Here is a 26,072-nt window from a genome sequence, read left to right as displayed (position 1 = left end):
CGAGTGAATTGTCAAAGATCAGCCAAGCGATTCGCCCAGACCGATCGCTTGCCAATTTGCTCGCCCCTTACCGACTAAGGTCGCCAGTTAGCCCACCCACTAATCCGCCCGCATTCTCAGCCACTAGCCGAGAGTGCAGGCGTTTTCGTAGAGCCGCTCAATTCGGTATCTGCGGTCGTGGTTCGATTTTGCGACCGCTGAGACTAAATTGAGAGCGTCAGGCCGAGGCCGCTGGCCGCGGGCTTCTAACCGTTAATGACTAAGCTCCACCTCTTCGGAACGTTGCATGAGAATCGAAGACGTGCAGATTCGTACTAGGACGATCACAGAGCCTCGCCGACTTGATGGCCGGCGTGGCGCCGGTGCATTGGCCATTCTTGAGGTAGTAGGCCTTGGCGAAGGGAAGGAAGATAGCGGCCACAGAGCACCGTAACGATGATGGCCTCGACCGTCGGCGTCGGCGGGGCCTTGGATCAACTACTCGGCGACTAGTCGATCTTAGGACGCGTTGTTCGCGCTCGTGCCGTGGTAGTAATCGCGGCCGTTGAGGGTGACGGCGGCTTGGCCGGAAGCTTTGTGCTTGCGGTGCTTGGGAAGTGCGTCAACGAGACGGGGGCATGGGGCGAGTCTCCCATCGTTCGGACGCAAAAACGGCACGCACCGTTTTGCGCCTAAGGGAAACGCCGCACTGCCGAACGTCGACAGGTAACAGCAACTCTTGTTTCGGCGGAACTTACAAGAAGTGGAGCCAAGGGGGATCGAACCCCTAACCTCTGCCTTGCAAAAGCAGCGCTCTCCCAATTGAGCTATGGCCCCGTCGCGAACGACATGCTCGCCGCCGCTAGGCCGGGGCGAGACTCACGATTCTACGATGCTTTCGGCGCTTTGCAAAGTCGCATCGTTCACGCGAGAAAACGCCCGTATATATCGCGAGCGGTTCGGTATGACGCCGCGCCGACGCCGAATCGCCGGTGCGAATTGCATCGTGCGGCGGGATGCCCCACAATGGGAACGCGACGCCACCACGCTCCTCCGGAACAGAGCAATCGATGCAATCGGAATCATCAGGGGCCGCTGCGGGCGGCAAAGGGGCGTCGAATTTCCACGCCGAGGCGGCTGCTAATCGCGTTTGCAACCTGCGGGCGGCGCTGGAGCGGCTCGATGGCGACGGTGATCTGCTTGGGATGTTGATCGCCGTCTACTTAGAGGACAGCGTTGAACTCGAGGCGCGGCTGCGCGGCGCGGTCGAGAAGCAAGAGGCAGCAACGGCTGAGCGAGCCGCGCATAGTTTGAAGGGCCTAGCGGCGAACTTCGACGGCCTGTTGGCGGTCGATGCGGCCTTTACGATTGAAGAGGCGTCGCGACGACAAGAGTGGGCAACGGTGCACGCCGCCCTCCCGACGCTGGAGCAAGCAGGCGCGCAATTGCGTCGAGCGCTGGCAGAGCATCAGCAATCGCAGTAGCTCCTGCAGCCGCCGTGCTCACATGATTCTCAAGACAGCGCGTCAATTTACGCGTGGGCAATTGTTGCTCGCCTTCGCTCGCCTGTGGCTGCCCGTTCATCGTTTGCCGCCTCTTCTCAGAAACTTGATCGATCGCGACGCGTAAACTTGCTTGCTACTCGCTCACGTTCCCGCTGAACATGTAACCGCTCTCGCTGAGGACGCTCTTCAGCACCGTGTTGCCGCCGTTGACCGAAAGCGTTTGGCCGGTGACAAACCGCGACTCTTCGCTGGCGAGGTAAATGACCGTCGGCGAGACGTCGTCAGGGGTTCCCATGCGGCCAGCGGGGACGTTTTCGAGGTACCCGTTCATCTGCTCCTTCGAATAGTGAGCATGCCGTTCCACGGGGATCCAACCCGGAGCGATCATGTTGACCGTGATGCCCGAGCCGGCGAGTTCGCGAGCGGTGCTGAGCGCGAGGCCCGTCTGGCCGCCCTTGGCAGCGACGTAAGCGCTGAACGGTGACGAAGCGAGCGCGAGAACTTCGCTGGTGATGTGAATGACGCGGCCCCACTGCTGCTCTTTCATGTGCGGCAGGCACGACTTCATCAACAGTACCGGGCTCTTCACGAAGAAATCGAGCATCGTTTGGAAGAAGTCCCACTCGTACTCTTCAAACGGCAGCTCCGGTTGAGCGCACGTCGCGTTGATCACGAGGATGTCGATCGGCCCAAGCGTGTCGGCGACTTCCTGGCACATACGGTCGACGCTCGCCGCGTCGGTGACGTCGCCGCGGACAATGCACGATTCTTGCGAGACCGATTGCAGATCGGCGAATGCGGCCATCGCCGTGCTGTGGTCGTTGGCGTAGTTCATCGCCACCTTGGCGCCGGCTTGGGCCAGCGACAACGCGATTTGCTTACCGAGGCCGCGAGTGCTGCCGGTGACGAGGGCGACGCGTCCGTCGAGCCGGAAGGCTCTGCCGTTGTTGGACATGATTGATATCTTTCGATGCTGACGAGTGAAGACGTACTAGTAGTTAATACGAGATGAGCGAAAAGTTTCTCACAAATTACGAAATAATCTCTTTAATCGGTTCCGTATGCTCGACCCCGACAAGCTTCTGGTCGAGCCCGCGGAAGAAGTAGCTGAGCGCGTTGGGATCGAGGCCGAGTTGATTGAGCACCGTCGCATGCAGCCGTTTGACGTGCATCGGTTGGTCGACGGCGACGCTGCCGATTTCGTCGGTTTGGCCAACGCTCACGCCCCCCTTCACGCCGCCGCCGGCCATCCACATCGTGAACCCCATCGAATTGTGGTCGCGGCCCGTGCCGACGTCGTATTCGGCGGTCGGCTGGCGGCCGAACTCGCCGCCCCAGACGACGAGCGTTTCTTCCAAGAGGCCGCGCTGCTTGAGATCTTTCAAGAGGCCTGCGATCGGCAGGTCGGTCGCTCCGGCGTGCTTCGTGTGGTTCGAGACAAGGTCGCCGTGGGCGTCCCAGTTGTCGTCGTTGTGCGAGCCGCCCGAGTAAACCTGAATGAAGCGGACTCCACGCTCCACTAACCGGCGAGCGAGCAGGCACCGCGTGCCGAACTGGCGGGTCTGCTCGTTGTCGAGGCCGTACAGTTTTTTCGTATGCTCGGTCTCTTGGCTGAGATCGACCGCCTCCGGGGCATGTTGCTGCATCTTGTAGGCCAGCTCGTAGGTCGAGATCCGCGACGCGAGATCAGCCTGATCGAGCCGCGGCTGGCGGTGGCGTTCGTTGAGTTTGGCGAGCGTATCGAGCAAGTCGCGCTGCAGCGGGCGGGTCGTGCCCTCGGGCAGCTTGAGGTCGTTGATCGGCGAGCCGTCGGGCCGAAACACCGTGCCGGCGTAGGTCGCCGGCATGTAGCCGCTCGACCAGTTCTTCGCGCCGCTGATCGGGCCGCCGGTGTGGTCGAGCATCACGACGTAGCCCGGCATGTTTTCATTGACAGAGCCGAGGCCGTAATTCACCCAGCTGCCGATCGAGGGGCTGCCGCTTTGCAGTTTGCCCGAGTTCATCATCAGCATCGCCGAGCCGTGGATCGGTGACTCGGCGGTCATCGAATGCATGAACGCGATGTCGTCGACCGAGTGGGCGAGGTTCGGGAAGAGATCGCTCACCCACTTGCCCGATTGGCCGTACTGCTTGAACTTCCAGCGCGGTTCGACGATGCGGCCTTCGTTCTTGTGCCCGCCGCGACCGTGGGTTTTCACGGCGATCGTCTTGCCATCCATACCGACCATCGTCGGTTTGTAGTCGAACGTGTCGATGTGGCTGGGGCCGCCGTACATGAACAAGAAGATGACGCTCTTGGCTTTGGCGGAGCCAGGCGCAGGCTTGGGCGCGAGCGGGTTGGCCGCGGCGCCGAGCGCTCCGTCGGCCGACAGCAGCGACGCTAGCGCCGCCGCGCCGAACCCGCAGCCGCTCTCCCACAAAAACTCCCGCCGCGTTCGACCGCAGAAGTTGTGCATGTGATTGGTCATCGTCTGGCTCTTTGATTCTTCCTCTGCGCCTTTGCGCCTCTGCGAGAGATCTTTCCGAAGTAGTTTCTCGCAGAGGCGCGGAGACGCAGAGGGAAGATGGAGTGTTTTTAGTCGAGGTAGAGGAATTCGTTTTGGTTGAGCGCGACTAGGCACCAGTAGCGCAGTGCTTCTTGGGGGTCGCGGTTGTGGTCTTTCGTTAGTTGATTTAATAGGTCGAGGCCGTCGGTGATTTCTTCCTTCGTCGCTTCGCGGCCGAGGGTGATTTCGATCGCGCGGGCGACTTGGTCTTTCGGATCGTCGCCCGCTTCGGTACGGACGCGGTCGGCGAGATAGCCCGCTTGTTCGTTGGCGAATTGGCCGTTGAGCATTGACAGCGCTTGGCCCGGCTGCGTTGTGTTGAACCGCGCTTCGCAGCTCGCGTCGACGTCGGGGAAGTCGAACGCCGTGAGCAGCGGCGTTAGCAGCGAGCGTTTCACGTAGATGTAAACGCTGCGGCGGGACTGTTCCTTGGCCGACGACTTGCCCCAGCCTTGGCCTGGCATCGACTGCGTGGCGAGGACTTCGGGCGACATCTCGGGGTAGAAGCTTGGGCCGTACATGTCGAGGTTGAGCTTGCCGCTGGCAGCGAGCGTCGCGTCGCGGAGCTCTTCGGCGCCGAGCCGACGGAGGTCGAATCGCCACAGGTTGTCGTTCAGCGGATCGGCGGCGAGCGCGGCCGCGTCGGCCTGGCTCGACATCTGGTAGGCGCTACTGGTCATGATCAAGCGGTGGAGCGGCTTCAGCTTCCACTCGTGCTCGGTGAGCCAGATCGCCAGCCAGTCGAGCAGTTCCGGATGCGTCGGCACGTCGCCGAGTTCGCCAAAGTTGTTCGCCGAGCGGACGAGGCCGCGGCCAAAATGGTGCTGCCAGACACGGTTGGCGATCACCCGTGACGTGAGCATGTTGTCGTCGGACGCGATCCAGTCGGCGAGCACCTTGCGACGCCCGGCTGAACGAGCGCCCTCGGGCGCTGCGGGAATCGTCGGCTGTTCGACGCCGAAGAGCTGCGGGAAGCGAGGTTCGACCACGTCGCCCGGGACGTGAGGGTTGCCGCGAACATTGAGGTGCGTCGGCTCCGGGTGCGCGTTGCAGCGGGCGAGCGCGAGAGCCGACTCCGGCTCGCCGAGCTCGCGCAATTCGGCGTGCGCCGCGTCGAGCCGCTGCCGTGTCGCTTGGTACTGCTCCCACTCCGACGCGTTGAGGTACTTTTTTAGCTTGCGTTTTAGCAGCCGCTCGCGATCGTGCGTTTCGCTGCGGCGTTGGTCGGGGGCCTCCATCCGTTTGACGCCGACCTCTTCCATCGAGACCACTTCGCGATTCACCAAGTCGGCCTGCTCGCGCAGCTCACGACGGCGAGCCGCCGTTTCTGGCGGGCTCAGATCCCACTGATTGCATGAGGTCTGATCGCCGCGATCGCCGTAGGAGGTGACGTCGCCGAAGAACGCCGCCATCCCGTAGTAATCCTTCTGCGGGATCGGATCGATCTTGTGATCATGGCAGCGGGCGCAACCGACGGTCAGGCCGAGAAAGGCTTGGCTCGTCGTCGCGATGAGGTCGTCCATTTCATCCGAGCGCGACTGCACGGCGTCGGCCGGCTCGTCGTCCCAGATACCGAGCCGATAGTAGCCGGTGGCGATGATCGAATCGCGCGTCACCTCGTCGAGTTCATCGCCCGCGAGCTGTTCTTTGACGAACTGGTCATACGGCTTGTCATCATTAAAGCTGCGGATGACATAGTCGCGGTACTTCCAGGCGTTTGGTTTCTCGCCGTCCCGCTCGAAGCTATTGGTCTCGGCAAAGCGGACGAGGTCGAGCCAATGGCGGCCCCAACGCTCGCCATAGTGAGGCGAGGCGAGCAGCTTGTCGACCAACCGCTCCCAAGCATCGGGCGATTCGTCCGCAAGAAACTTTTCGAGCTGCTGTTCGGTCGGCGGCAAGCCCGTGAGGTCGTAGTAAGCGCGCCGGCAGAGGGTGCGTTTGTCCGCCTGCGGCGCCGGCTGCAGGTTGTTGGCTTCGAGCTGCGCGAGAATGAAGGCGTCGATCGGCGTTTGCACCCACGACTTGTGGGGGCTTGCTTCGAGCGCCGGCGGTTCGTGCTTCACTGGAGCGACGAACGCCCAGTGCTTCTGGTATTCCGCCCCCTCGCCAATCCAGCGGCGGAGCACGTCGATTTCGTGCTCTGTGAGCGGCTTCCCTTCCGGCGGCATGCGGGTGAACTCATCCTCCGACGTGACCCGCGTCAGCAACTCGCTCGAATCAACGTCCTTCGGCACGATCGCCAGTAGGCCCGAATCAAGCTCCGCGAGGGCATGCTCGCGGCTGTCGAGCCGCAGGCCCCCTTCGCCGGAATCGGGGCCGTGGCACGCGAAGCAACGGCGGGCCAAGATCGGTTTTACTTCACGAGAGAAGTTCACCGGCGCCGCGTGGGACGACTCGACGCCGCCGACCAACAACCCGACGAGCGCAATCGCCGACAGTAGACGTGCAGCGGTCGCGGCACGTCGCGGCGTTCTCGGCAAGGCGGCAGTGGTCTGCTCGTCACTCATATCATCATGCCATTTCGCTTCTTTACGTCGATCGCGTTCGCCGCGCTGATCGAGTTTCCTCCCGCCGCGGCAGCGCCGACAGGGGCCGATCCGTTGCTGCGATACTGTCCGGGGGTGCGGCCGGTTTCGCGTTTGAACACCACGCTCATGTATTCAGGATGCTCAAATCCGGCGAGGCCGGCAATCTTTTCGAGCGAGAGGTTCGTCGTCCGCAAGAGTTCCTTGCACCGCTTAATCTGCACCATGCGAATCTCAGCCTGCGGCGAGCGATTGAGCAGCTTGCGGAAGTTGCGTTCGAGCCAGCTACGCGACACCGACAAGTGATTCAGCAGATCGGTGACCGTGGCGCCGTCGCAGGCCCGTTCACGAATGAAGCGGAGCGCCGCGGCGAGCGTCGGATCGGAAACGGCGAACACGTCCGAAGATTGCCGCACGGCGATGCCAAGCGGCGGGATTTCGATGTCGAGCGCGGCCGGCGTTTCGCCTTGCATCATCCGATCGAGCCAGCCGGCCGCTTCGTAACCGATGCGTTCCGGATTGGGGATAATGCTCGACAGCGCGGGGTTGCAGAGATTGCAGACAAGATCATCGTTATCAACGCCGATCACCGCCACCTGTTCGGGGACGGCGAGGTCGAGGCGAGCACAGGCGTCGAGAATGTGTTGCCCGCGCATGTCGTTAGTCGCGAAGACGCCGACGGGGCGCGGCAGCGAATTGATCCACTCGACGAGTCGCTGCTGATCGCGTTTCCAAACTTGCAAGCCGGCGCTCGGCGACTCGTAGACGCTCGTTTGGAAGCCGGCGTGGCCGATCTCGGCGATGAAGCCGTCGCGGCGACGCTGCGACCAATGCTCGCCTTCGAACCCGCAGCAGGCGAAATGCTCGAAGCCGCGCTCCAGCAGATGCTCAGCCGCCATCCGCCCGATCGTGACCTGGGCGGAGCCAATCCGCAGCAAACCAAGATGGGGATGGATGTCGCCGAGATCGATGGCGGCAAGGTGACGCCGCTTAAGGAGCTTGATCGACTCGGGGCTCGCTTGGCGGGTAATGATGCCGTCGCCGTTCCAGCGTTTAAGGAAACCAGGCAGGTCGCTGCCGAGTTCGTGCTGCTCGATGTAGATCGACCAGGGGCGGTTGGCGCGGAGATAGCGCGAGACTCCTTCCAGGAGCCGTCGTCCGTAAACGAGGGACGTTTCAATGTCGAGGGCGACGCGTAGGCGCTCGGACATAGGCCAATATTCCGCAAGGTACACTGGCCTCGCCAGCACAGAGCTTGGCGGCCAGAAACAAGTTTCTCAATAAGGAGCGACAAGATTGGTGCAGGACGGATGAAAAGAGGGCCGCCATCCGTCCGAGGCTCGCGGGCGGTCCGTGCCATGAAGGGCTGGAAACGGCTGCGATCTTCGGTAAATTCTAGTCCGGAACGTGAGCGGAACCAAGAGAAGCGGGGTCGGAATATATCTCAATTTGAATAAGCAATATATCTCAATGACGTAGACGCTCCATCTCATTGTTGGAAATTTCGGTTCCAAGCAGAATGGAAACACTGTCGAGCAGGTAGAGACATTAAGGAACCGCGCTCGCGCGGCCGGCAAGGACGTCTCGCTTTTCATGGATGCGGCGTTGGCTGCAACGCTCGACGGGCGGCACTACTACTTCCAGGCAATTCGCAAACTACTTTTCCCACGCTGGTAGACAGCGGCGCGGCATGATCGTTTTGGTCATGGCGGCTCTCATCTGTCATTTCCAGCCGGCAGCTTTTGAGTTCTTATGGCTCGGCAACTTTCTCGCCGCGATGCGGTGAAGTCGTTGGTCGTTGGCGCGACCGCGGCAACGCTGGCGAGTGCGCGCAACGCGCATGCCGCGGCTGAGAAAGGATCGCTGCTGCAGGTCGATCTGACGCCGCGCTTCGAGTTGTCTCCTTATCTCTATATGCAGTTTATGGAGCCGTTGGGCGTCACCGACAGTTCCGTCGAAGCCTCGTGGGACCATGTGCAAGATCGTTGGCGGCCAGATGTGATCGCCGCTACGCAAGATTTGGCGCCGACGATGATGCGTTGGGGCGGGATCTTCACCGATTTCTACCGCTGGCGCGAGGGGGTTGGGCCGCGGGGAAAACGTCCCACGATGGTCAACCTCATGTGGGGCGGATTGGAATCAAATCAGATCGGAACAGCCGAGTTCATCGACTTCTGCCGGCAGGTAAAGTCTGAACCGCTGATGTGCGTCAATTTCGCTGGCGACGGTCGCAAGCAATATCGCGAAGCGAAGGGGAGCATGCGGTGGGGCGATGCCCAGGAAGCGGCCGACTGGGTCGCTTACTGCAATGATCCCGATAACGCCGAACGCCGGGGCCACGGATTCGCCGACCCGCTGCCGATTCGCTACTGGCAGCTGGGGAATGAAACCTCGTACGACAACGGCGGATTTAACAAGAGCGAGGCGATTGCCAAGACCATCGAGTTTTCGAAGGCGATGCGAAAGGTCGATCCGTCGATCCAACTGATCGCGTGGGGTGATTCGGGTTGGGCGGCCGACATGCACGAGCAAGCCGGCGAGCACGTCGACATGCTGGCGTTCCACCAAATGTTCAACCCGGATAGCGATGAGCGACCAGTCCTGCGGGGCGAACTTTACCGTCGCGATCCGGCGGCGACGTGGGATTGCCTGATGAACGCTTGGCAGATCAACGACCGCAAGATTCGGGAGACGCGCGACGGGCTGAAGGGCCGCGACGTGCCGCTGGCGATGACGGAGTGCCACTTTGCGATTCCAGGGCGCGATCGCTGCGATGTTCTTTCCACCTGGGCGACGGGGGTTTCCTACGGGCGGATTTTGAACAACCACCAGCGGCACGGCGACGTGCTGAAGATCGCCACCGCGGCCGACTTTTGCGGCACGCGGTGGCAGGTGAATGCGGTGATGATTCCGGTGCCGCACGGCAAGTCGTATCTGATGCCGGTGGCGCGGGTGATGAAGCTCTACCGACGTCATATCGGCGAGCAGGCGGTGGAAGTGACTGATGTACCAGATGGCTTGGACGTTGTCGCAAGCCGGACGGGCGACAAACTTTTCTTGCACGTCGTGAACACGAATCGCGATCGGGCGGCGTCTGCGGAGCTCAGCCTCGCGGGGGCGACGATCAGGAGTGCGACGGCGTTTGAAATCGCGGACGACCCGATGGTAGAGGTCTCCGATTTGAACAGCGACGACGTGATGCAGATCGCCGAACGGACGCTCTCGAACGACGGGAAGTGGGAATTCCCGGCGGCCTCGGTGAGCGCGGTGGAGATTGAGCTCACGGGATAGCGAAGCATTGGGGCCGCTGTCGATCCGCAGCCTGCCTGCCTGGGGGGCAGCCAGGAAGGTGCGGTCGACAGCGGCGCCCATTAAATCGAAGGCTCAAGCAACCGAGCCGACAACGACATTAAGAACGCGTGAAACTAGAACTGCAGAACGAAACGTATCAAGCCTAGCGAACCGAACTGCGATCCAGTTCTTATCTACGGCAACAACATGCATCAACGATTGCTGATAACCGCCTTGCTCGTTGCCTGCTGGCTAGTCGCCGGCTGGGGCGAGTCGGCGCGCGCCGCCTATACGGTGGAACGCGTCGTCGGCGGGCTGAATCAGCCTGTCGGCATGGTACAGGCGCCCGGTGACAACAATTCTCTCTACATCGTCGAACGGAGCGATACAGGCAACCAGCTTGGTCGCATTCGTAAGTTCGATATGCAGACTCAAACATTCAGCACTTTTCTCGACGTTGCCGGATCGATCAATTCCGATGGCGGACTTCTCGGCCTGACTTTTAACCCCGACTACCAAACCAACGGCCTCTTTTACACAACCAGCAACAACAACGGTACGAACGCCCTCGACGAATATAAAGTTGTCTCGGGCGCGCCTGTCCTCCAGCGGCGGCTTCTTCAGTATCAGAACCTCAACAACGTCTTCCACACGATCAACCAGGTCCATTTCCGTCCCAACGGCAACAACAACGAGTTGTTCGTCACGATGGGCGACGGCGGCACCCAGGCCGATGAAGCGGGATTCAACCCCGCACTTATCGAAAGCCCATCGTCGGTTTATGGAAAGATGCTGCGGTTCGATCTGACTGCTAGCTTCCCCACCCCGGCTACTGACGCGACGCATGCCGGCGTCAGCGTTGCGTTGACGGGGCTTCGCAATCCGTTCCGCTCGGGCTTCGATCGCCAAACCGGCGACTTCTACATCGGCGACGTCGGATTTAACACCGCCGAAGAGGTGAACTACGTCCCCAGCAGTTTCTTCGCCAATCCTGCGAACCCGCCCCTCAACTTCGGTTGGACGTCGCGCGAAGGAACCATCGCGACGACTCAACCCGGCGTTGGGGGCCCCGGCTCGCCCGGCGATCTCAATCCCATCTTCGACTACGCCCATTACAGCAACCCCCTGCCCCACCCGACGCAACTCATTGGCAGCTCGATTACCGGCGGCTACGTGTACCGCGGCCCTGTCGCAGAACTTCAAGGCCGCTACTTCTTCTCAGATTTCTCCAACGGCAACGTTTACTCGGGCAATTTTGACACCTCGACTCCCACGGCCAACTACAACGGGACGAATCTCACTGGCCTGACGAACCACACGACGGCATTCGAAACCGCTATCGGCGGCGGAGCAAACATTCAGTTCGTGACGTCGTTCGGCGAAGACAATGCCGGCAATCTGTACATCGTGAAGTTCGGCAACGCCTTCTTCCCGGCGCTGGGGCAAGGCGAGATTTTCCGCATCGTGCCGGCGGCAGCCATCAACGTGACGGTCAATCGCGATACGGGCGCGATCACGTTGACGAACAATACGACGGCAGCCGTCAATCTCACGTCCCTTACCATCAACTCGCCGTTCGGAGCGATCAATCCAACGGCTCTGACGCCGATCACCGGCCACTACGACTCGACCGGCAACGGTTCGGTCGATGGCAACAACCCCTGGCAGATCACATCAGCCGCCGGGAATAACCTGACGTTCACCGAAGTCACCACTGGCGACGCCGGCACGCTTGGCGTCGGGCAGCAGATCGTCCTGTCAGCCGGCGGCGGCTGGTTGAAATCGCCGATGCAAGACTTGGCGATCAGCCTGGTGGTGAACGGTTCGCCGCTGGCGACCACGGTCGCCTACGCGGGCAACGGTGGTCACGCCTTTAACCGCAGCGATCTCAACTTCAACGGCACGCTGACTGCAGCCGATTGGGCCGTCTTCCTCACCGGGGCCTACACCAATCTTTCGGGACTCAGCAAAGCCGAGTCGTACGCCTTCGGCGATTTGGATGGCGACGGGGACAGCGATTTCGTCGATTTCCGGTTATTCAAGCAAGACTACGATGCCGTCAACGGCGTTGGTGCTTTCGTCGTCATGTCGGGCATCGTGCCCGAACCGAGTGCGACGGTTTTGATTTGCGTCGCCTGTATGGCGGCCACGCTTTTCGTTCGATCCTCTCACACTTCCGCAACGCAGCGATGGGTAACCGTCGCTGCCACTCGTCAACTCTGTTAGGACGCATCTCCTTTGAAAGGAACCTTCATGAGCCCTCGCGGCCCGCAGCAGTCAACATCCGCTTCTCGCAGCCTCTCCCGAACTCTCTTTGGAGGACGTTTGATGAACACCGTGGGACATTCAAAGAAATCGGCGGCCCGCCGGCTTTTGCTAGCCGCTGGGACGCTCGCCGTGTTCGCAGCGTCGGCTGAAGCCGGGCTGGTGCACAAGTACACCTTCAACAACGGCAATGCCAACGACTCGGTTGGCACCGCGAACGGCGAGGTCATCGATCGGACGGGTATCTCCAGCTACACCGGCGGTGCGCTCGACCTGACGCGTAACAACAACGCCAACTCGAACCAGGACTTCTCGTTGCCGACGACGGTCGGGGCCTACGTTGATTTGCCGAATGGCGTGTTTTCGTCGGCGATGACCTCCGGCGCTGGCGCGGCCACCCTAGAAATTTGGGCCACACCGCAAGAGAACCGCAACTGGGCGCGCCTCGTCGACTTCGGCACCAGCAATGGCGGCGAGAATACTTCCGGTGGCGCTGGCGCGTCAGCCTACGTGCTGATGACCGCCCAGCAGAGCATTAACGGCCAAGCGTCGGCGTCAGTCCACTCGTCCGGCGGCGTCGAGAACTTCGCCCACAGCGGAGCGCCGCTTGCCACGGGCGTGAAAAGCCACATGGTCGCAGTGTTCGACCATACGAACATCACTGCGGGGCCGAACGGGACGCTGACGTTGTACGTCAACAACGGCACCCCAGTCACCGCGGCGATTCCCACAGGAATTGACCTCACTCAGTTGAATGACAACAACAACTGGCTGGGCCGCGCTCAGTGGCCTGATCCGTTGTTCGATGGACTCATCGACGAGTTCCGGATTTACGATAACGCGCTGACAGCCGCGCAAGTGGCCGCTTCTTTCGCCGCCGGGCCTGAACCCGCGCCGGTGCCGGTGCTCACCGTGAACCGGTCGACAGGCGTGATCTCGTTGAGCAACCAGTCTGGCGGCGGCATCAACGTGACAGGCTACTCGATTGGCTCCGTCGGCGGCGGTTTGAACCCCGCGACTTGGACGTCGATCGACGCCGGCAACACGTTCGACCCGAACGGAACGTGGACGAGCAGCTCCTCCACGAATTTGAGCATTGCCGAATCGGTCACCGGCGGAACGCTCGATGGCGGAACGATCGCTGGCAACGGATCAGCCTCGATCGGCGCCGCTTGGAAGAAGACTCCGATTGAAGATCTGACCTTCACCTACACGATGAATGGCGGCGCTACCGGAGCGGGGCAAATCGTCTACACCGGCACGGCTGCGAAGCGCAGCGATTTGAATGGCGATGGGTTGGTGAACGCCGCCGATTGGGCGGTATTCGTCCCGAATTCCTCGACCGCGTTCGCTGCAGACCCCGCGGTCACCGCCTACCTCAAGGGGGACCTGGACGGCGATAAGGATAACGATTACGCCGACTTCAAGCTTTTCAAGGCCGATTTCATCGCCGCCAATGGCGAGGCTGCCTTTGCCGCACTCGGCGCTGCTGTGCCCGAGCCGGCGACGCTTGGTCTCGCTGGGCTTGCCTCCGTCGCGCTCGTCGCCGCTCGGCGCCGCGCCGCCGGAAAGTAAGCGGCTAGGTCTAACCCAAACACTTCTCTCAACGATCAAAACTTGACTTCAATCTGGAGTTTCAACATGCAACGGCGACAACTCATCCCTGGGGCCATGCTCCTCTTGACGGGCGCCATGTCGGCCGCCAGTCTCCAAGAGGCCGGCGCAGCCATTACTAACCGCTATAGTTTCACGACCAACGCCAACGATTCGGTCGGCACAGCTAACGGCACGGTGGTCGACGCCGGCGTTCCGACCGCCGTTTTTGCCGGCGGTCAGTTGGATCTTTCGGCCAACACCGGGCAAGGATCGAACAGCGGCATTTCAGAAGATGCCTACGTCGATTTTCCGAACGGCATCATCTCGGCTGCGGCCAATGGCGGCACGCCTGGGCAACTGACGATCGAAACCTGGGCCACCTCCTCGACGAATCGGGGCTGGGCTGCCTTATTCTCGGCCGGTACGAGCAACGGTGGCGAAGGCGTTTCTGACGGCGGCAACGCCGCCGACTACATTCAGATTATCCCGCAGAATGGCGCCACCAACGTCATCCGCACAACGACGCATACGAAGAACGTCAACGACGAAGGGTTCGTCGACTTCAACGTTCCGATGTCGACGACCGATCAGACGCACTTGGTGACGGTCTACGATCAGAGCGGAGGGCTGCCGGGGACGATTACCTTGTACGTCAACGGCAAGCTCGCTGGCTCCAACCCCATGGCCGCTGGATTTAATCTGTCGACTCTCCTCGATAACAACATCTGGCTTGGCCGGTCGCAATGGCCCGACTCGATCTTCGACGGGAAGGTCAATGAGCTGCGCGTCTACAACACCGCCATGACGGCGAGCGATGCGCTGTCGCATGCGGTTTTCGGTCCAGACGTGCTGAATCCGGGCGGCAACGTGGTCCTCGAGGTCAACAAGAATTCGGGAGCGGTAAACCTCAAGAATACCGCCTCGGCTCCGTTGGCTATCGACTTCCTGCGGATCAGCAGCGTTGGCGGCGCGCTCAGCACCGCCAATTGGAATAGCCTCGATACGCAGAACTTCGGCGCGGTCGACGGTCCGGATGCCGGCTCGGTTGCCGGCGACTCCGCTGGCGAAGGCTGGGACAAGGCTACCGCCGGCTCGAACGCCAACCAACTCGTTGAGCAATTCCTGGGCGCTGCGGGTTCAACGCTCGCGGCTAACTCTTCGATCAGCCTGGGCAATGCGTTCAACACGTCGATCTTCGGCAGCGGCGTCGACGGCGACCTAGTGTTGGAGTTCGGTCTAAACGGCGGCGCGCTGATCACCAGCACGGTTTCCTACGTTGGCGTCGCGGGCCTGCCCGGCGATTTCAACAACAGCGGCAAGGTCGATGGAGCCGACTTCCTGTTGTGGCAACGCAACTTTGGTCAACCAGGCTACGACGCCGCGTCGCTGGCAACGTGGAAGGCCAACTTTGGCGCGGGCGCCGCGGAAGCCGCTGCGGCGGCAGTTCCTGAGCCAGCCGCGCTCGGTCTGATCGTGATGGCGGGAGTCGCGCTCGCCGCGACGCGCCGCCAGCGGTAAATCGCAATCGACTACGGCAGACCGAAGCGGCATGACGTTGCTTCGGTCTGCCCATGTCGTCGACTGCTCGGGCAGGGTGTGGGCGGCACACCGAAGCCGTGCTGACGACGCGAGATCGTTGCGGTTTTGAGTGACTTAGACATCCGTAGACGAACAACCAGCAAGAACGCATGGCTGCCGTAAACGCTCAAATGTCTCTTGAGACCACTTAGCGATGTGCGGCGGCAAATCGCAGAAAAATGACAATCCGCTAGCGACCAGCACTGGACGCCTCGCCCTGCTAATTAGCCGGGCCTAGAATGCAAAAGTTAGTTCTTCTCGGAAAGGAATGAGCTTGTCATGAAACGTCTTTGCCCCCCCAGGCGTGTTTCCGGATTTACCCTTGTTGAACTGTTGGTCGTCATCGCGATTATCGGCGTGCTGGTTGCGCTGTTGTTGCCGGCCGTACAAGCGGCGCGCGAAGCGGCACGGCGTACTTCGTGCCTGAACAACTTAAAAAACCTTTCGTTGGGCGCGATGAACCATGAGGCGTCAAAAAAGATGCTTCCGCCTGGCCGTAAATTCGACCGGTGGGACACCTATACTTGGACGCAGTTCGTTCTCCCTTATATCGAACAGCAGGCGGTCTATCAGGCTTACTGGACGATCACCGATCCTGTGTACTCCGGCACTATTCCTGGTTCGAATGGTCCGATTGGCAACGATGTGCGTTTGCGGCAAGCAAGGCATTCACAGATTCCGCTCTTCTATTGCCCCAGCGACATTACTCCTGCGGCTAACGAGATGGATACTCTGGAGTATGGCTTCTGGCGCGGCTCGTATCGTGGCTGTGTCGGAGCAGGCGATATGTATGGAAACAAAATGGCTTTTGCCGATGGGACAGTCCCTGAATTTGGATGGAAAGGGGCAATGGGCGTCGTGTCAACGCCCGGCTCCAATGTGACTTTGAATCCCGGAGTCCGTTTGAAGGGAATTTCCGACGGCACTTCTCGCACGATCCTTTTCTCCGAAGGAATTGTTCCCGTCACCTCAGGTTGGGGCGGCGCAATGGGAGAGACGATCTATGGAAACATGGGTGGCGCATTGTTTTCCAACTACAAGACTCCCAATTCGTCTGACAAAGATGAAATTTTCGGCGCATGCCCTCCCGCTGATGCCGGTTACTTGCCGCCATGTGACTGTGGAAGTAGGTGTGGTTCCCAGGGGGGGAGCCAAGGCGGGGCAGTGGCTCACGCCGCTGCACGCGGCGTTCATCCGGGCGGCGTTAACACGTCCATGGTCGATGGTTCCATTAAATTTGTCAGTGATGGAGTTGAGCCTTTGGTTTGGCGCGCCGCGGGCACGATCAGCTTCGATGAATCACTCGATCTCCCGTAGCGGTTTACGGCAATTTCCATTGCAGCACGGCTCATAAGAGCCTTGTCTTGTTTGTTTCGCGAGAATTTGAAATGTTGCACATTGGTCGTCTCGGCTGGCTGCTTTCACTGATGTCTTTCGCGCTAGTTGGATGCGGTGGAGATGGAGCGAATTCAGCCTTAACCGGCAGCGTCACCTACAACGGAACACCCGTTGAGTCAGGTTTCGTGAGTTTTAGACCGCAGGGAACACAACCTTCATTTGGCGGCAAGATTGTCGCGGGTGCTTATACCGCGGAGAAAGCTAAGCCTGGCAAGTACACCGCTCTAATCACCGCCGACGCCGGTAGCGCTGCTCCTCGCACTCGGGAGGAGGCGGAACAGTGGAAAAGCACTAAATCGCCGAACTACATTGCTGAAAAGGCGGAAGGCAATTCGCAGAGCGTTGACGTGACCGGCGGGGGACAGGTGCTCGATTTCGCGATTAAAGGACCGCCGCGGCCTTAGGCAATAAATTCAGTAGCAAGTACCGCTGGATGAATTGAGCGGCGTCGGTTCTTAGAACCGACGCCGCTTTTTTTTGCCAGCCATGCGAAGGCGGCCCCATGCAGAGGGCGGGCTACCAGCGTAGCTTCCAGATTGGTTACATTCACTCTCCTCAACAGTAGCCAATTGTCGAGGCAATGAATGAACAAAGCTTTCGTCCGCGAGCCGGAATCCGACGGCCGCGCGTTCTGCCCCCGTTGCGGGGCGCTCGGTTCGCCGGTCGAGCACCAGGTGCTCAATCGCTACGTCCGGCCTGAATCGCGCAGCATGCTGGGTGACACGGCATGGTTCTGCGCGTTCCCCCGTTGCGACGTGGCGTACTTCAACCTCTTCGACGCCGTCGTGAGTGCCGCTGAATTGACCGCGCCTGTTTACCCCAAAGATCTCGACGCGCCGATTTGCGCCTGCTTCGGTTTGAACTACGACGACGTCGCGGCCGACGTGGCCGACGGCGTCCCGACGCGGTTGCGGGCGAACATGGATCGCGCGAAAACCGCAGCACGTTGCGAACAACTCGCGGCCGATGGCCGCAGCTGCGCAGGCGCCTTGCAAGAGCTCTATCTGCGGCTGCGTGGCGCGCGCTGATTGACGCTGGCGCTAGCAGAACCTGCGCAAAGTTGACATAAATCTGTCAGTTCGCTATTTTGCCGAACATCCAGCCCCTCATTTGGGGGCGAGCCTCTTTCTTTGACCACTTTTCCGTGAGTCGACAAGTCTCGACGGTGCGGTGACGCCTGCGGGTACGTCATCGCCCGAATGGTTCCGATTGCTTCTCTCCTGGGGCCGTGAGCGCTTAACCACTAATCAAAGCAGCCGACGTGGCGTGTATCGACGCCACGGCTGTCGTTTGCTTGCGCGCTTCGGCGGAGATTCATCTGACTGCGCGGTGGCGTAGCAAGCGACATGATGTGCACTTTTCTAAACGCCGTAGCTGGAGTTCAACGAATGCGAAACAGCATGAGTCGACGGATTGTTCCTGCCTTCTTCCTGGGCGTTGCCGCGCTGACAGCGACGGCGAATCACGTCGCCGCTCAGGTCATCGATAACTTCTCCGATCTGAACGACACGGCCAATCCCGCCTGGACGCATCTGAGCGGATTGGTTGGATCCACAGGACAAACTTGGGACGCCTCCACGGGAAAGTACCATCTCATCGCGCCCAACAACGGCTTGCAAATCAATGCCAACGGGCAACTCGGTTACGTTGCTAGCTACGTGCCGACCAGCTTTACTGATGTCATCGTTTCGGCGGACTTTGTGCAGAACACGACTGGCGCGGCGTACGGAGTCACGGCCCGCATCGATGGCGCAGAGGGCATTAATCTGCTGAAAGGTTATGCGTACGCCTACGAGCCCTTTGCCGGCGTCGCGGGCGAGATGACGCTCTTTCGAATCACGGGAGCCAACCTGACCGATCTCGGGAACACTCCGATCACGCTCGATTTGGTCAACAAGGACTACACGTTCTCGCTGGAAATCGTTGGCGATCAACTGCATGGACGCGTTTACGAGATCGGCGGCGGGCTGGTGACGGAGAAGACCGCCACTGATGCAACCTACACGAGCGGGTTCTCGGGACTTTTTGGTTATAGCGCGGTGGCTACTGGGGTTCAGACGGACTTCACCATCGATAATTTCAGTGCGACCGTGCCGAGCTCGAATGCAATTCCTGGCGACTTCGACAGCGACGACGATGTCGATGGCGACGACTTGGCAATTTGGAAGACCCAGTACGGCGCGGTCAGCAATGGCGCAGACGCCAATGGAGACGGCGTCACCGATGGCGCCGATTTTCTGATTTGGCAACGACAATACACCGGCAGCCTGGGACCAGCGGCGCCAGTGGCGTCCGCCGTGCCAGAGCCTGCGACGTTGCTGGCGACTTCGCCAGCCGTCGTTTTCTTGATGGCGTGCGCGACCCGCCGCCGCCGTGCACAGCGTTGAGTTTGACCACCTTTGTCGCACATTGTGACCAGTTAAGTCGAGGCAGGCGACCGTTCCCAACGGTCGCCTGCACCGCTTGGAGAATGAAATGGCTGCCGAACGGAAGAGAAGGCGCGGCTTTACCCTCGTTGAATTGTTGGTCGTGATCGCCATCATTGGAGTGCTGGTGGCGCTATTGTTGCCGGCCGTTCAGGCGGCGCGTGAGGCGGGACGCAGATCGCAATGCATCAATAATTTGAAGCAATATGGACTGGGGCTTCAAAACTATCACTCGGCGAAGAATGCGTTCCCTCAAGGGTCGAAGATGACCGGCGGACTGATCAACTTCTACGCCAATGCGAACTGCGAGCTCTTGCCGTATTTTGAGCAGGCGTCCCTACATCAACTCTACGATCAGAAACTGCAGTGGGAGAAGCAAACTCCCGAAACGCTTGCTGCCAACATAAGTGCTTTCAAGTGCCCCTCTTCGGGATCGCCGAACCCCATTACCGATCCTCTGTTCGAACCAGTGATACATAGAACAGTGCTAGGCGTTGGCGAATATGCATTTTGCATGGGCTACACCGATGCCTTTTGTCTCCAGAATGGAGGTAAGCCGGGTACTATTCCTGCTAGCCAACAGGGAATTTTCAATGTGGGTTGGGGAGCCTCTATCCGCCAGATTACTGACGGGACCAGCAATACGATCGCGATGGGGGAAGCGAGTGGCGACGAACGCTGGAAGGTTTGTCATGGAGCCAATTGCACGGAGGCAAGTCTCGCTCCGATGCCAGATGGCCAAATTCCGACAGCAGTTACCGGATGGATAATTGGAGAGCCGAACAGTGCCGAACATTTCTCCAAGCTAGGCGCTAGAGCCAGCACTTACGGAAGTACAGTCGAGCGCATCAATAAATATCCCGTGACAGACACATTTGTGGATGTTAACCAGTACTTCACAGATGCATTTCAAATGACATCGAATTCGAGTCACTATTGCAAGCCAAGTTTCGAAGGCGGTGCCCATTCAGCCAGCAATTTCCGTAGTGATCACCCGGGTGGGTGTATTTTCTTGATGGCTGATGCCTCGGCAAGATTGATCAATGAAGATATCGACATGACCGCATATCGTGCTCGGTCAACAATCTCTGGAGACGAAGTTGCTTCCGAGTGATTGGCAAGTGACGGTGTTGGTGCGCGATATACTACTTCGAAAGAGTGTCCAAATGCGTTTTTGTTGGCTGTTGGCGTTCGTTGTCGCGGTGACTTTTCTATCGTCCGATTTTTGCAGCGCGAAGGAGGTCGCCGTTGCGGATCAACCTGCCGCGACCGAAGCGATCCCCACGGCGCTCAAGGACTATGTCGCCGCCCCCGACGATAGCTATGGCTACAAGGTCGTCGGCTCCGAGAAAGTCGACGGCTCCACCGTCCACAAACTGGAGCTTACCTCCCAAACGTGGCACGAGATCCCCTGGAAGCACGCCCTCTACATCTATGTCCCAGACAACGTGCAGCATAAGCAGATGGTGCTCCTCTTCATCACCGGCGGCCGGATTGGCGGCACGCCGAGCATGGAAGACATGAAACTGGGGGCCAGCCTCGCAAAAGCGGCGGCGATGCCGGTCGCCTATCTCCACCAGGTGCCGAACCAGCCGCTGCTCGGCGACAAGGTCGAAGACGATCTCATCTCGGAAACATTCCTCCGCTACGTCGACAGCCGCGACCCCACTTGGCCCCTGCTCTTCCCGATGGTGAAGAGCGCGACGGCGGCAATGACGGCGATTCAAGATTTCGGCAAGAAGCAATATGACGTCGACGTGGAACAGTTCGTCGTCACTGGCGGTTCGAAACGAGGCTGGACGAGCTGGCTCACCGCCGCGGCCGATGATCGCGTCGCCGGCGTTGCGCCGATCGTCATCGACACGCTTAATCTTCCCGCGCAGATGAAGTATCAGCTCGAAACATGGGGCGAGTACAGCGATCAGATCGCCGACTACACGAGCAAGGGGCTCGTGGACGTTATGCAGAACCGTCCCGATATCCCGCTTTGGCAATGGGTCGATCCCTATACGTATCGAAGTGAATTGAAGCTCCCGAAACTGCTGATCAACGCCACGAACGATCCCTACTGGACGGTCGACGCCCTCAACCAGTACTGGGACGGCCTCATCGGCGAGAAGCATATTCGTTACGTGCCGAACGCGGGGCATGGCCTCGATGGCGGCCGCGAGGCGGCGTTGATGACGCTGGCGGCGTTCGCGCAGCATGTGGCCGAAGGCGAGCCGCTACCGCAACTCAAGTGGGAGCACGCTGGCGACGACGGCGAACTGCGGCTGAAGATTAGTTCAGCGCCTGAGCCGGAATCGGTGCGGTTGTGGGTCGCCCGCTCCGATACGAAAGACTTCCGCAACGCCAAGTGGGAAGCGACCGAACTGACAGCCGACGATGGTAAGGAGTATGTCGGCGTCGTGGAGCGCCCGGAGAAGGGGCACATCGCCCTCTTCGGCGAAGCGACTTACAAGCAGGGCGCCCTCCCCTACAACCTCTCAACGACGCTCCGCCGCGAGTAACTAGGCGTTACGGAGAGCCCGCGTCGCAAGTAGTGAGACGCTTTACTTGCCGCCTTTTTGCAGTATCGGTTCGTAAGGAACGTCGTCGAGGTTAATCCCTTCGAACGGTCGGGTCTCCGGCAGGACGCGCACGCTCGTCGTTACTTTGAACGGGAACGAGCCTCCTGAGTCGTACTCCAGCTCCACAAACGACGCGATCCACCCCTTCTTCGGCGTGGCAATCTTCGCCACGTACGACCCGTCGGTCTGGGGCTGAAGGTCGGTGCTTTGGTACGCCTTGCCGATCGTCTCGACGCGGAAGTCGCGGGCGTCGGGATTGACCGCCTGCCACAGCTTCACGGCCCGCGGCTTCTGGTCGGTGGTGACGCGAATGTTGCCGCCGGCTTCAAACGTCCACTTGGTTTCCGGGCGCGGACGATCGGCGAGCAACATTTGGTAGAACGCCACGATGCTCGTGACCGCGTCGATGCTGCCGTCGACCGAGTGATCGGCGTTCGGCACGTACCGCAAATGCTTCTCCCCCTTGAGGTCGTCGAAGTAGAACTGCGACGAATCGGGGCAGAAGAACTGATCGCCGCTGGCGTTGACGATGTACTTCGGCATCGTCAGCCGGTCGAGATAGAAGTAGGGGTCTTCGATCGTGTAGAGCTCGTGCATCCGCGGATGCGTCGAGCGTTGCAGGATCTTGTGCTGATAATAGTTGCCGACCGACGTGGCCCAAAAGCCGTAGACCGCGGCGTGGTGCCGCATCGTCTGCTCGCAGTTCACGACGTCGATGACGATCGGCACGATCGCTTCGACGCGCGGATCGACGGCGCCAATCATCCAAGTCGTCCAACCTCGCTTCGACGCGCCGGCGACGACGAACTTTTCAATCGGCGCACCCTCCCCTTTCGACCACTCCTGCAAGCAATCCATCGCGGCGGCGACGCTCTTCACCATTGGCAGCCGCGGCAGCCACTTCGCGTCGCCCGTTTCGAGGAACTGGGCCCAGCCGTAGCCGATCAGATCGTCTTCCTTCCGCGGCGTGCCGTCGCCGTGAAAGATGAGCGGCTGGTTCGGCACCATTTTCAACTCCGCGACGATGCTACCGGTCGCTTCGGCGATCATCCGCACCGCCATGTTGGCGTCGTCGGGCGCCGGCCGATCGTTGCCGCCGCCGGCCACGATGAGAAACGCTTTGTTCGTCGTGAGTTTTGCCGGCTTCACGACGACGAGGTAATGCTCCCAAACCGTTCGGTCGACTTCATCAGGGCTGCGCCAGCCCTGCGAGGTCAGCTTAATGACCGTCGTTTCGCTCGGATTTCCCTCGATTTTCTTCGCGACTTCCCACTTAAAGTTGGGATCGGCCTGCTGAACGTATTCAATCAGTGGCGATGTTGCGGCAGCCGTCGCGGCTGGCGGGGCCTCCTTTGCTGCACAAAACGGCTGGAGGCAGAAGGACAGAGCAACGCAGGCGAGCAGGCACGTCAACTTGAAACGCATCGAGAGGCTCCGAAGTGAACGCTAATTCGCGGAATAGCTCAGATAATGAATTAAACCCGAAGTGATGAAAGCCGCCGGCTCCGCCGGTGGACGCAGCGAGAGCGACGTAAATTCGCACTTCGTCCACCGGCCGAGCCGGTGGCTTTTACCGTCAGTGCCGGTCGCAGTACTCTACCGCAACGCCTCCGCCAGCATAGAGCGCGGCGACGGCCGGCTGATGCTTCCGTAAAATCATCTCGCGGCGCAAACTCAGTTTGGGCGTGATCAGTCCTTCGGCGACGGTGAACGGTTCGTACAGCAAGCGAAACCGTTTCACCCGCTCGTGCGGTGGTAATCCTTCAAGTTGCTTGCGCACTAGGTCGCAGTAGAGGGCGACGATCACCGGCTCTTCGATCATCTCCGCCGGCGACGAGACGCCGACGCCGTGCGCGGCCGCCCACTGCGCAAGCAAATCGAAATCAGGGACGATCACGGCTGCCAAATAAGGCTGATTGTCGCCGACGACCATCGCCTGAAAAATCAGCGGCTCGCGTCCCAGCACTCCTTCGACATGCGGCGGTACGACTTTCTTACCGGTTGAGAGGGCGATCAACTCTTTCTTCCGGCCTGTGATCGAAATAAATCCGTCTGCGTCGATGGCGCCGAGATCGCCGGTGTAGAGCCAGCCATCACGAATCGTCTGCCGAGTCAGTTCCGGATCTTTCCAATACTCCAGCATCACATGTGGCCCGCGAGTGAGCAGTTCGCCGTCGTCCGCGATGCGAACGTCAACGCCCGGGATTGCGCGGCCGACGCTGCCGCGGCGATATTCTTCGGGCGACGACATCGAGATCACCGGCGAAGACTCGGTGAGTCCGTAGCCCGGCAACAGCAGCAAGCCGCGCTCGTGGTAAAAGTCGAACGTCGCGACCGGCAGCGCCGCCCCGCCGCAAATGCAGGCCCGCAAATTGCCGCCGAACAGTTGCCGCAGCGTCACGGCCGCTCCGCTCTCTTCGGCAGCGGCGACCTTCTGCCCCACGCGTTGGTAGAAGTACGGCACGCCGTTGATCAGCGTCGGTTGCGTCCGCGCACAATCGGCGATGACCGAGTCGCGACTCGCCGCCAGGACAATCTGCGACCCGCCGATGAGCCAAGCGTAGAGATCGCACGTCCGCGCATAGATGTGGCTGAACGGCAGAAAGTTCATCCGCCGTTCGGTTCGAGGCTCCGTCAGCCCGACGATAACGGCGTACGCGTTGGAACTGAGGTTGGCGTGCGTCAGCGCGACCGCCTTTGGCTCGCCGCTCGTCCCCGACGAATAGAGAATCGTGGCGACGGTGGCGGGGTCGAAGATCGCCAGCCGGCTCTCGATGAGTTGCCGGCCATCATCAACCGAGAACTGTTGCAAGCGATCGAGCAGCGCCGGCGCGCCATCGGCTGCATCGATCAGTTCAATGGAATCATGAGCGACAAGCCCCGGCGAATGCTTTTCCAGTTCGCCGGCAAGCGTCGCCGTCGCGATCAACGCCAGCCGCGGTTCGGCGTGCGCGATCTGCGCCGCAGCCGCCGGAGCCGGCAACGACCCATGCAGCGGGATGTTGATCGCGCCGACAAGTTGCATCGCCAAGTCGATGACAATCCACTCATAGCGATTGTCACCCCACAGAATGAGCCGATCGCCCACGCCGATCCCGCGCTGCTGCAGCAGGACGCACATCCGCGCGACGTCGTCGCCAAGTTGTTGCCAGCTGATCTCGCGAACATCGCCCGCGCCGGGCAGCAGAATCGCCGTCACGTCCGGCGTCGTGTCGAGGTGATCAAGCAGCGCGGCCGCTAACGGCCGTTCGGTCACGGGAGCCGATAAGAGCGTCGCCATGCAGGTCTCCTGAAGCTCGCTGCCAGCCAAATTGAAAAGAGAAGCAGAAGAGTCGTCGCCAGCGGGGTTGAGCGAAGGCGGTCTCAGTGTAACACGAAGCGGGAAATTTGCAGCCTGTTGACGCAATTTCAGCGACATCTGGGTGACGTCTGGAGATGGCGTCGTTGCTCAGCCAAGCGTTTAGGAGCGAGATAAATGGAGCGGCTTTCGCTCGATGCCGCTGCGGCCCGGTGTTTAGCGCACGGTCGCGGCTGCGTCTTCGACGACGCGCACAACGAGCGTGAATCCAAACTCTTCTCGCGGAACCGCTCGGAATGTTTTCAGCCCGTCTGCCCAGAACGGATCAAGCTGTGGAGCGGGATCAAAATCGGCGACCGCATACTGCCGGTGCCATACCCCCTTGCCTTGGTTCGCCGAGACGTCGAAGTTGGCAGTTAGTCGATAGCAACCTGCCGCCGCCGCGGCTTCGCAAGGACCGCACTGGTTGTTGATTGCCAGCTTCTGCCCGCAGGCCACGCCCGACGCCGGCACGTCGACGGAGAGCAGCGCATTTTCGCCCGACCACAACGTCGCGGAGGCGGGGCCTTGGTTGGCTCTCCCTTGGGCGTGCTGCCACTTCTCGGCGTTCGTGACGGTGAGCGTGCCGATCAATCTCCCCATCATGCCAATGCGAGGCGGCCGTAAACCCTCGCGCGTGGGGGTGATCTCAAGCTCTTGGTTAAGTGCGAAGTTGATGGCAGCTGTTGAGCAATGAAACGTTGAGCCAGCCGCCGCGGAGCCGCCCATATGGATGACGACGGTATCGGCCGAGGGTTGGTCGATGACGATCGAACCGCCGCCAGTTTGCGATGTTTTCGACTTAACGGGAGTTGCTTGGCTCTCGCGCGAACGCACGACAATTCGATAGGCCGGGCTACCAGCCTCTGCGCCCGACGCCGTCGTTCCGCCCACCGGCGCGAAGCCGGCAGCCAGGAGCAGGTGTGCGAACCAAATGCGAAGCCACACGAGGGCGACTCCTTGCAGGTGAGTGGGCGCAGCGATCGGCGTCTTGCCGAGGCGTGCCGTATGGGTGGTGTCGACAACGTTGAACTGCCGGGTTGCGTATCTTCCGCA

General features: G+C 60.5%; 18 protein-coding genes and 1 tRNA gene. 11 read left to right on the top strand and 8 right to left on the bottom strand.

The features are described 5' to 3' along the window. Positions 1 to 743: 743 nt before the first annotated feature. Positions 744 to 816 (bottom strand) — tRNA-Ala (locus ACQY7R_RS11490). Positions 817 to 1,049: 233 nt separating this feature from the next. Here ACQY7R_RS11490 and ACQY7R_RS11485 point away from each other — a divergent pair. Then, positions 1,050 to 1,463 carry an Hpt domain-containing protein gene (locus ACQY7R_RS11485; RefSeq protein WP_428305740.1) on the top strand — a complete coding sequence of 138 codons (414 nt, stop codon included), beginning with the start codon at positions 1,050 to 1,052 and terminating at the stop codon, positions 1,461 to 1,463. 154 nt (positions 1,464 to 1,617) lie between these two features. On the opposite strand, the gene ACQY7R_RS11480 is transcribed toward ACQY7R_RS11485, so the two are convergent. From ACQY7R_RS11480 to ACQY7R_RS11465, 4 genes are all read right to left on the bottom strand, one after another. Continuing rightward, complete coding sequence (locus tag ACQY7R_RS11480) at positions 1,618 to 2,439, bottom strand: SDR family NAD(P)-dependent oxidoreductase (RefSeq protein WP_428305739.1); 822 nt, start codon at positions 2,437 to 2,439, stop codon at positions 1,618 to 1,620. A 76-nt stretch (positions 2,440 to 2,515) separates the two neighbouring features. Then, entirely contained in the window at positions 2,516 to 3,952 is a 1,437-nt protein-coding gene (locus ACQY7R_RS11475; protein ID WP_428305738.1) for a DUF1501 domain-containing protein, read from the bottom strand. Between the two features lie 107 nt (positions 3,953 to 4,059). Beyond that, positions 4,060 to 6,537 carry a DUF1549 domain-containing protein gene (locus ACQY7R_RS11470; RefSeq protein WP_428305737.1) on the bottom strand — a complete coding sequence of 826 codons (2,478 nt, stop codon included), beginning with the start codon at positions 6,535 to 6,537 and terminating at the stop codon, positions 4,060 to 4,062. Beyond that, the gene (locus tag ACQY7R_RS11465; RefSeq protein WP_152100192.1) at positions 6,534 to 7,766 is read right to left on the bottom strand and encodes a XylR family transcriptional regulator; all 1,233 of its coding nucleotides are present in this window, start codon (positions 7,764 to 7,766) and stop codon (positions 6,534 to 6,536) included. Before ACQY7R_RS11465 ends, ACQY7R_RS11470 begins: the two co-directional genes overlap by 4 nt. 541 nt (positions 7,767 to 8,307) lie before the next feature. Here ACQY7R_RS11465 and ACQY7R_RS11460 point away from each other — a divergent pair. From ACQY7R_RS11460 to ACQY7R_RS11415, 10 genes are all read left to right on the top strand, one after another. After that, a complete protein-coding gene (locus ACQY7R_RS11460) occupies positions 8,308 to 9,846 on the top strand; it encodes a hypothetical protein (RefSeq protein ID WP_428305736.1) in 1,539 nt (512 codons plus the stop codon). 207 nt (positions 9,847 to 10,053) lie between these two features. After that, complete coding sequence (locus ACQY7R_RS11455) at positions 10,054 to 12,072, top strand: PQQ-dependent sugar dehydrogenase (protein WP_428305735.1); 2,019 nt, start codon at positions 10,054 to 10,056, stop codon at positions 12,070 to 12,072. A 102-nt stretch (positions 12,073 to 12,174) separates the two neighbouring features. Then, positions 12,175 to 13,686: a LamG domain-containing protein gene (locus ACQY7R_RS11450; RefSeq protein WP_428305734.1), complete on the top strand. Its 1,512-nt coding sequence runs from the start codon at positions 12,175 to 12,177 to the stop codon at positions 13,684 to 13,686. Between the two features lie 66 nt (positions 13,687 to 13,752). Continuing rightward, on the top strand, positions 13,753 to 15,225 hold the full coding sequence (locus tag ACQY7R_RS11445; protein WP_428305733.1) for a LamG domain-containing protein: 1,473 nt from the start codon (positions 13,753 to 13,755) through the stop codon (positions 15,223 to 15,225). 339 nt (positions 15,226 to 15,564) lie between these two features. Beyond that, positions 15,565 to 16,602 carry a DUF1559 domain-containing protein gene (locus ACQY7R_RS11440; protein ID WP_428305732.1) on the top strand — a complete coding sequence of 346 codons (1,038 nt, stop codon included), beginning with the start codon at positions 15,565 to 15,567 and terminating at the stop codon, positions 16,600 to 16,602. Positions 16,603 to 16,649: 47 nt separating this feature from the next. After that, on the top strand, positions 16,650 to 17,087 hold the full coding sequence (locus ACQY7R_RS11435; RefSeq protein WP_428305731.1) for a hypothetical protein: 438 nt from the start codon (positions 16,650 to 16,652) through the stop codon (positions 17,085 to 17,087). Positions 17,088 to 17,267: 180 nt separating this feature from the next. After that, complete coding sequence (locus tag ACQY7R_RS11430; RefSeq protein WP_428305730.1) at positions 17,268 to 17,711, top strand: hypothetical protein; 444 nt, start codon at positions 17,268 to 17,270, stop codon at positions 17,709 to 17,711. Between the two features lie 372 nt (positions 17,712 to 18,083). Beyond that, positions 18,084 to 19,070 carry a hypothetical protein gene (locus ACQY7R_RS11425; RefSeq protein WP_428305729.1) on the top strand — a complete coding sequence of 329 codons (987 nt, stop codon included), beginning with the start codon at positions 18,084 to 18,086 and terminating at the stop codon, positions 19,068 to 19,070. An 88-nt stretch (positions 19,071 to 19,158) separates the two neighbouring features. Continuing rightward, positions 19,159 to 20,223 carry a DUF1559 domain-containing protein gene (locus ACQY7R_RS11420; RefSeq protein WP_428305728.1) on the top strand — a complete coding sequence of 355 codons (1,065 nt, stop codon included), beginning with the start codon at positions 19,159 to 19,161 and terminating at the stop codon, positions 20,221 to 20,223. Positions 20,224 to 20,275: 52 nt separating this feature from the next. Beyond that, positions 20,276 to 21,619: a PhoPQ-activated pathogenicity-related family protein gene (locus tag ACQY7R_RS11415; RefSeq protein ID WP_428305727.1), complete on the top strand. Its 1,344-nt coding sequence runs from the start codon at positions 20,276 to 20,278 to the stop codon at positions 21,617 to 21,619. Between the two features lie 42 nt (positions 21,620 to 21,661). Here ACQY7R_RS11415 and ACQY7R_RS11410 read toward each other — a convergent pair whose 3' ends face one another. The 3 genes from ACQY7R_RS11410 to ACQY7R_RS11400 all read right to left on the bottom strand — a co-directional run bounded on the left by ACQY7R_RS11410 (position 21,662) and on the right by ACQY7R_RS11400 (position 25,964). Then, positions 21,662 to 23,104, bottom strand: a complete 1,443-nt coding sequence (locus ACQY7R_RS11410; protein ID WP_428305726.1) for a PhoPQ-activated pathogenicity-related family protein — start codon at positions 23,102 to 23,104, stop codon at positions 21,662 to 21,664. A 151-nt stretch (positions 23,105 to 23,255) separates the two neighbouring features. After that, positions 23,256 to 24,959 carry an AMP-dependent synthetase/ligase gene (locus ACQY7R_RS11405; protein WP_428305725.1) on the bottom strand — a complete coding sequence of 568 codons (1,704 nt, stop codon included), beginning with the start codon at positions 24,957 to 24,959 and terminating at the stop codon, positions 23,256 to 23,258. Positions 24,960 to 25,193: 234 nt separating this feature from the next. Further along, a complete protein-coding gene (locus tag ACQY7R_RS11400; RefSeq protein ID WP_428305724.1) occupies positions 25,194 to 25,964 on the bottom strand; it encodes a hypothetical protein in 771 nt (256 codons plus the stop codon). Positions 25,965 to 26,072 lie beyond the last annotated feature (108 nt).

The organism is Lacipirellula sp., assembly GCF_965279485.1.
Classification (GTDB): Bacteria; Planctomycetota; Planctomycetia; order Pirellulales; family Lacipirellulaceae; genus Lacipirellula.
Note: the sequence above shows the minus strand (reverse complement) of the source record. Positions and strands in the feature narration are given on the sequence as shown.

What these genes read in the sequence shown, in the direction of transcription:
- ACQY7R_RS11485 (WP_428305740.1), top strand. Translation starts at nt 1,050, where the DNA reads ATGCAATCGGAATCATCAGGGGCCGCTGCGGGCGGCAAAGGGGCGTCG.
- ACQY7R_RS11480 (WP_428305739.1), bottom strand. Translation starts at nt 2,439, where the DNA reads ATGTCCAACAACGGCAGAGCCTTCCGGCTCGACGGACGCGTCGCCCTC.
- ACQY7R_RS11475 (WP_428305738.1), bottom strand. Translation starts at nt 3,952, where the DNA reads ATGACCAATCACATGCACAACTTCTGCGGTCGAACGCGGCGGGAGTTT.
- ACQY7R_RS11470 (WP_428305737.1), bottom strand. Translation starts at nt 6,537, where the DNA reads ATGAGTGACGAGCAGACCACTGCCGCCTTGCCGAGAACGCCGCGACGT.
- ACQY7R_RS11465 (WP_152100192.1), bottom strand. Translation starts at nt 7,766, where the DNA reads ATGTCCGAGCGCCTACGCGTCGCCCTCGACATTGAAACGTCCCTCGTT.
- ACQY7R_RS11460 (WP_428305736.1), top strand. Translation starts at nt 8,308, where the DNA reads ATGGCTCGGCAACTTTCTCGCCGCGATGCGGTGAAGTCGTTGGTCGTT.
- ACQY7R_RS11455 (WP_428305735.1), top strand. Translation starts at nt 10,054, where the DNA reads ATGCATCAACGATTGCTGATAACCGCCTTGCTCGTTGCCTGCTGGCTA.
- ACQY7R_RS11450 (WP_428305734.1), top strand. Translation starts at nt 12,175, where the DNA reads ATGAACACCGTGGGACATTCAAAGAAATCGGCGGCCCGCCGGCTTTTG.
- ACQY7R_RS11445 (WP_428305733.1), top strand. Translation starts at nt 13,753, where the DNA reads ATGCAACGGCGACAACTCATCCCTGGGGCCATGCTCCTCTTGACGGGC.
- ACQY7R_RS11440 (WP_428305732.1), top strand. Translation starts at nt 15,565, where the DNA reads ATGAAACGTCTTTGCCCCCCCAGGCGTGTTTCCGGATTTACCCTTGTT.
- ACQY7R_RS11430 (WP_428305730.1), top strand. Translation starts at nt 17,268, where the DNA reads ATGAACAAAGCTTTCGTCCGCGAGCCGGAATCCGACGGCCGCGCGTTC.
- ACQY7R_RS11425 (WP_428305729.1), top strand. Translation starts at nt 18,084, where the DNA reads ATGAGTCGACGGATTGTTCCTGCCTTCTTCCTGGGCGTTGCCGCGCTG.
- ACQY7R_RS11420 (WP_428305728.1), top strand. Translation starts at nt 19,159, where the DNA reads ATGGCTGCCGAACGGAAGAGAAGGCGCGGCTTTACCCTCGTTGAATTG.
- ACQY7R_RS11415 (WP_428305727.1), top strand. Translation starts at nt 20,276, where the DNA reads ATGCGTTTTTGTTGGCTGTTGGCGTTCGTTGTCGCGGTGACTTTTCTA.
- ACQY7R_RS11410 (WP_428305726.1), bottom strand. Translation starts at nt 23,104, where the DNA reads ATGCGTTTCAAGTTGACGTGCCTGCTCGCCTGCGTTGCTCTGTCCTTC.
- ACQY7R_RS11405 (WP_428305725.1), bottom strand. Translation starts at nt 24,959, where the DNA reads ATGGCGACGCTCTTATCGGCTCCCGTGACCGAACGGCCGTTAGCGGCC.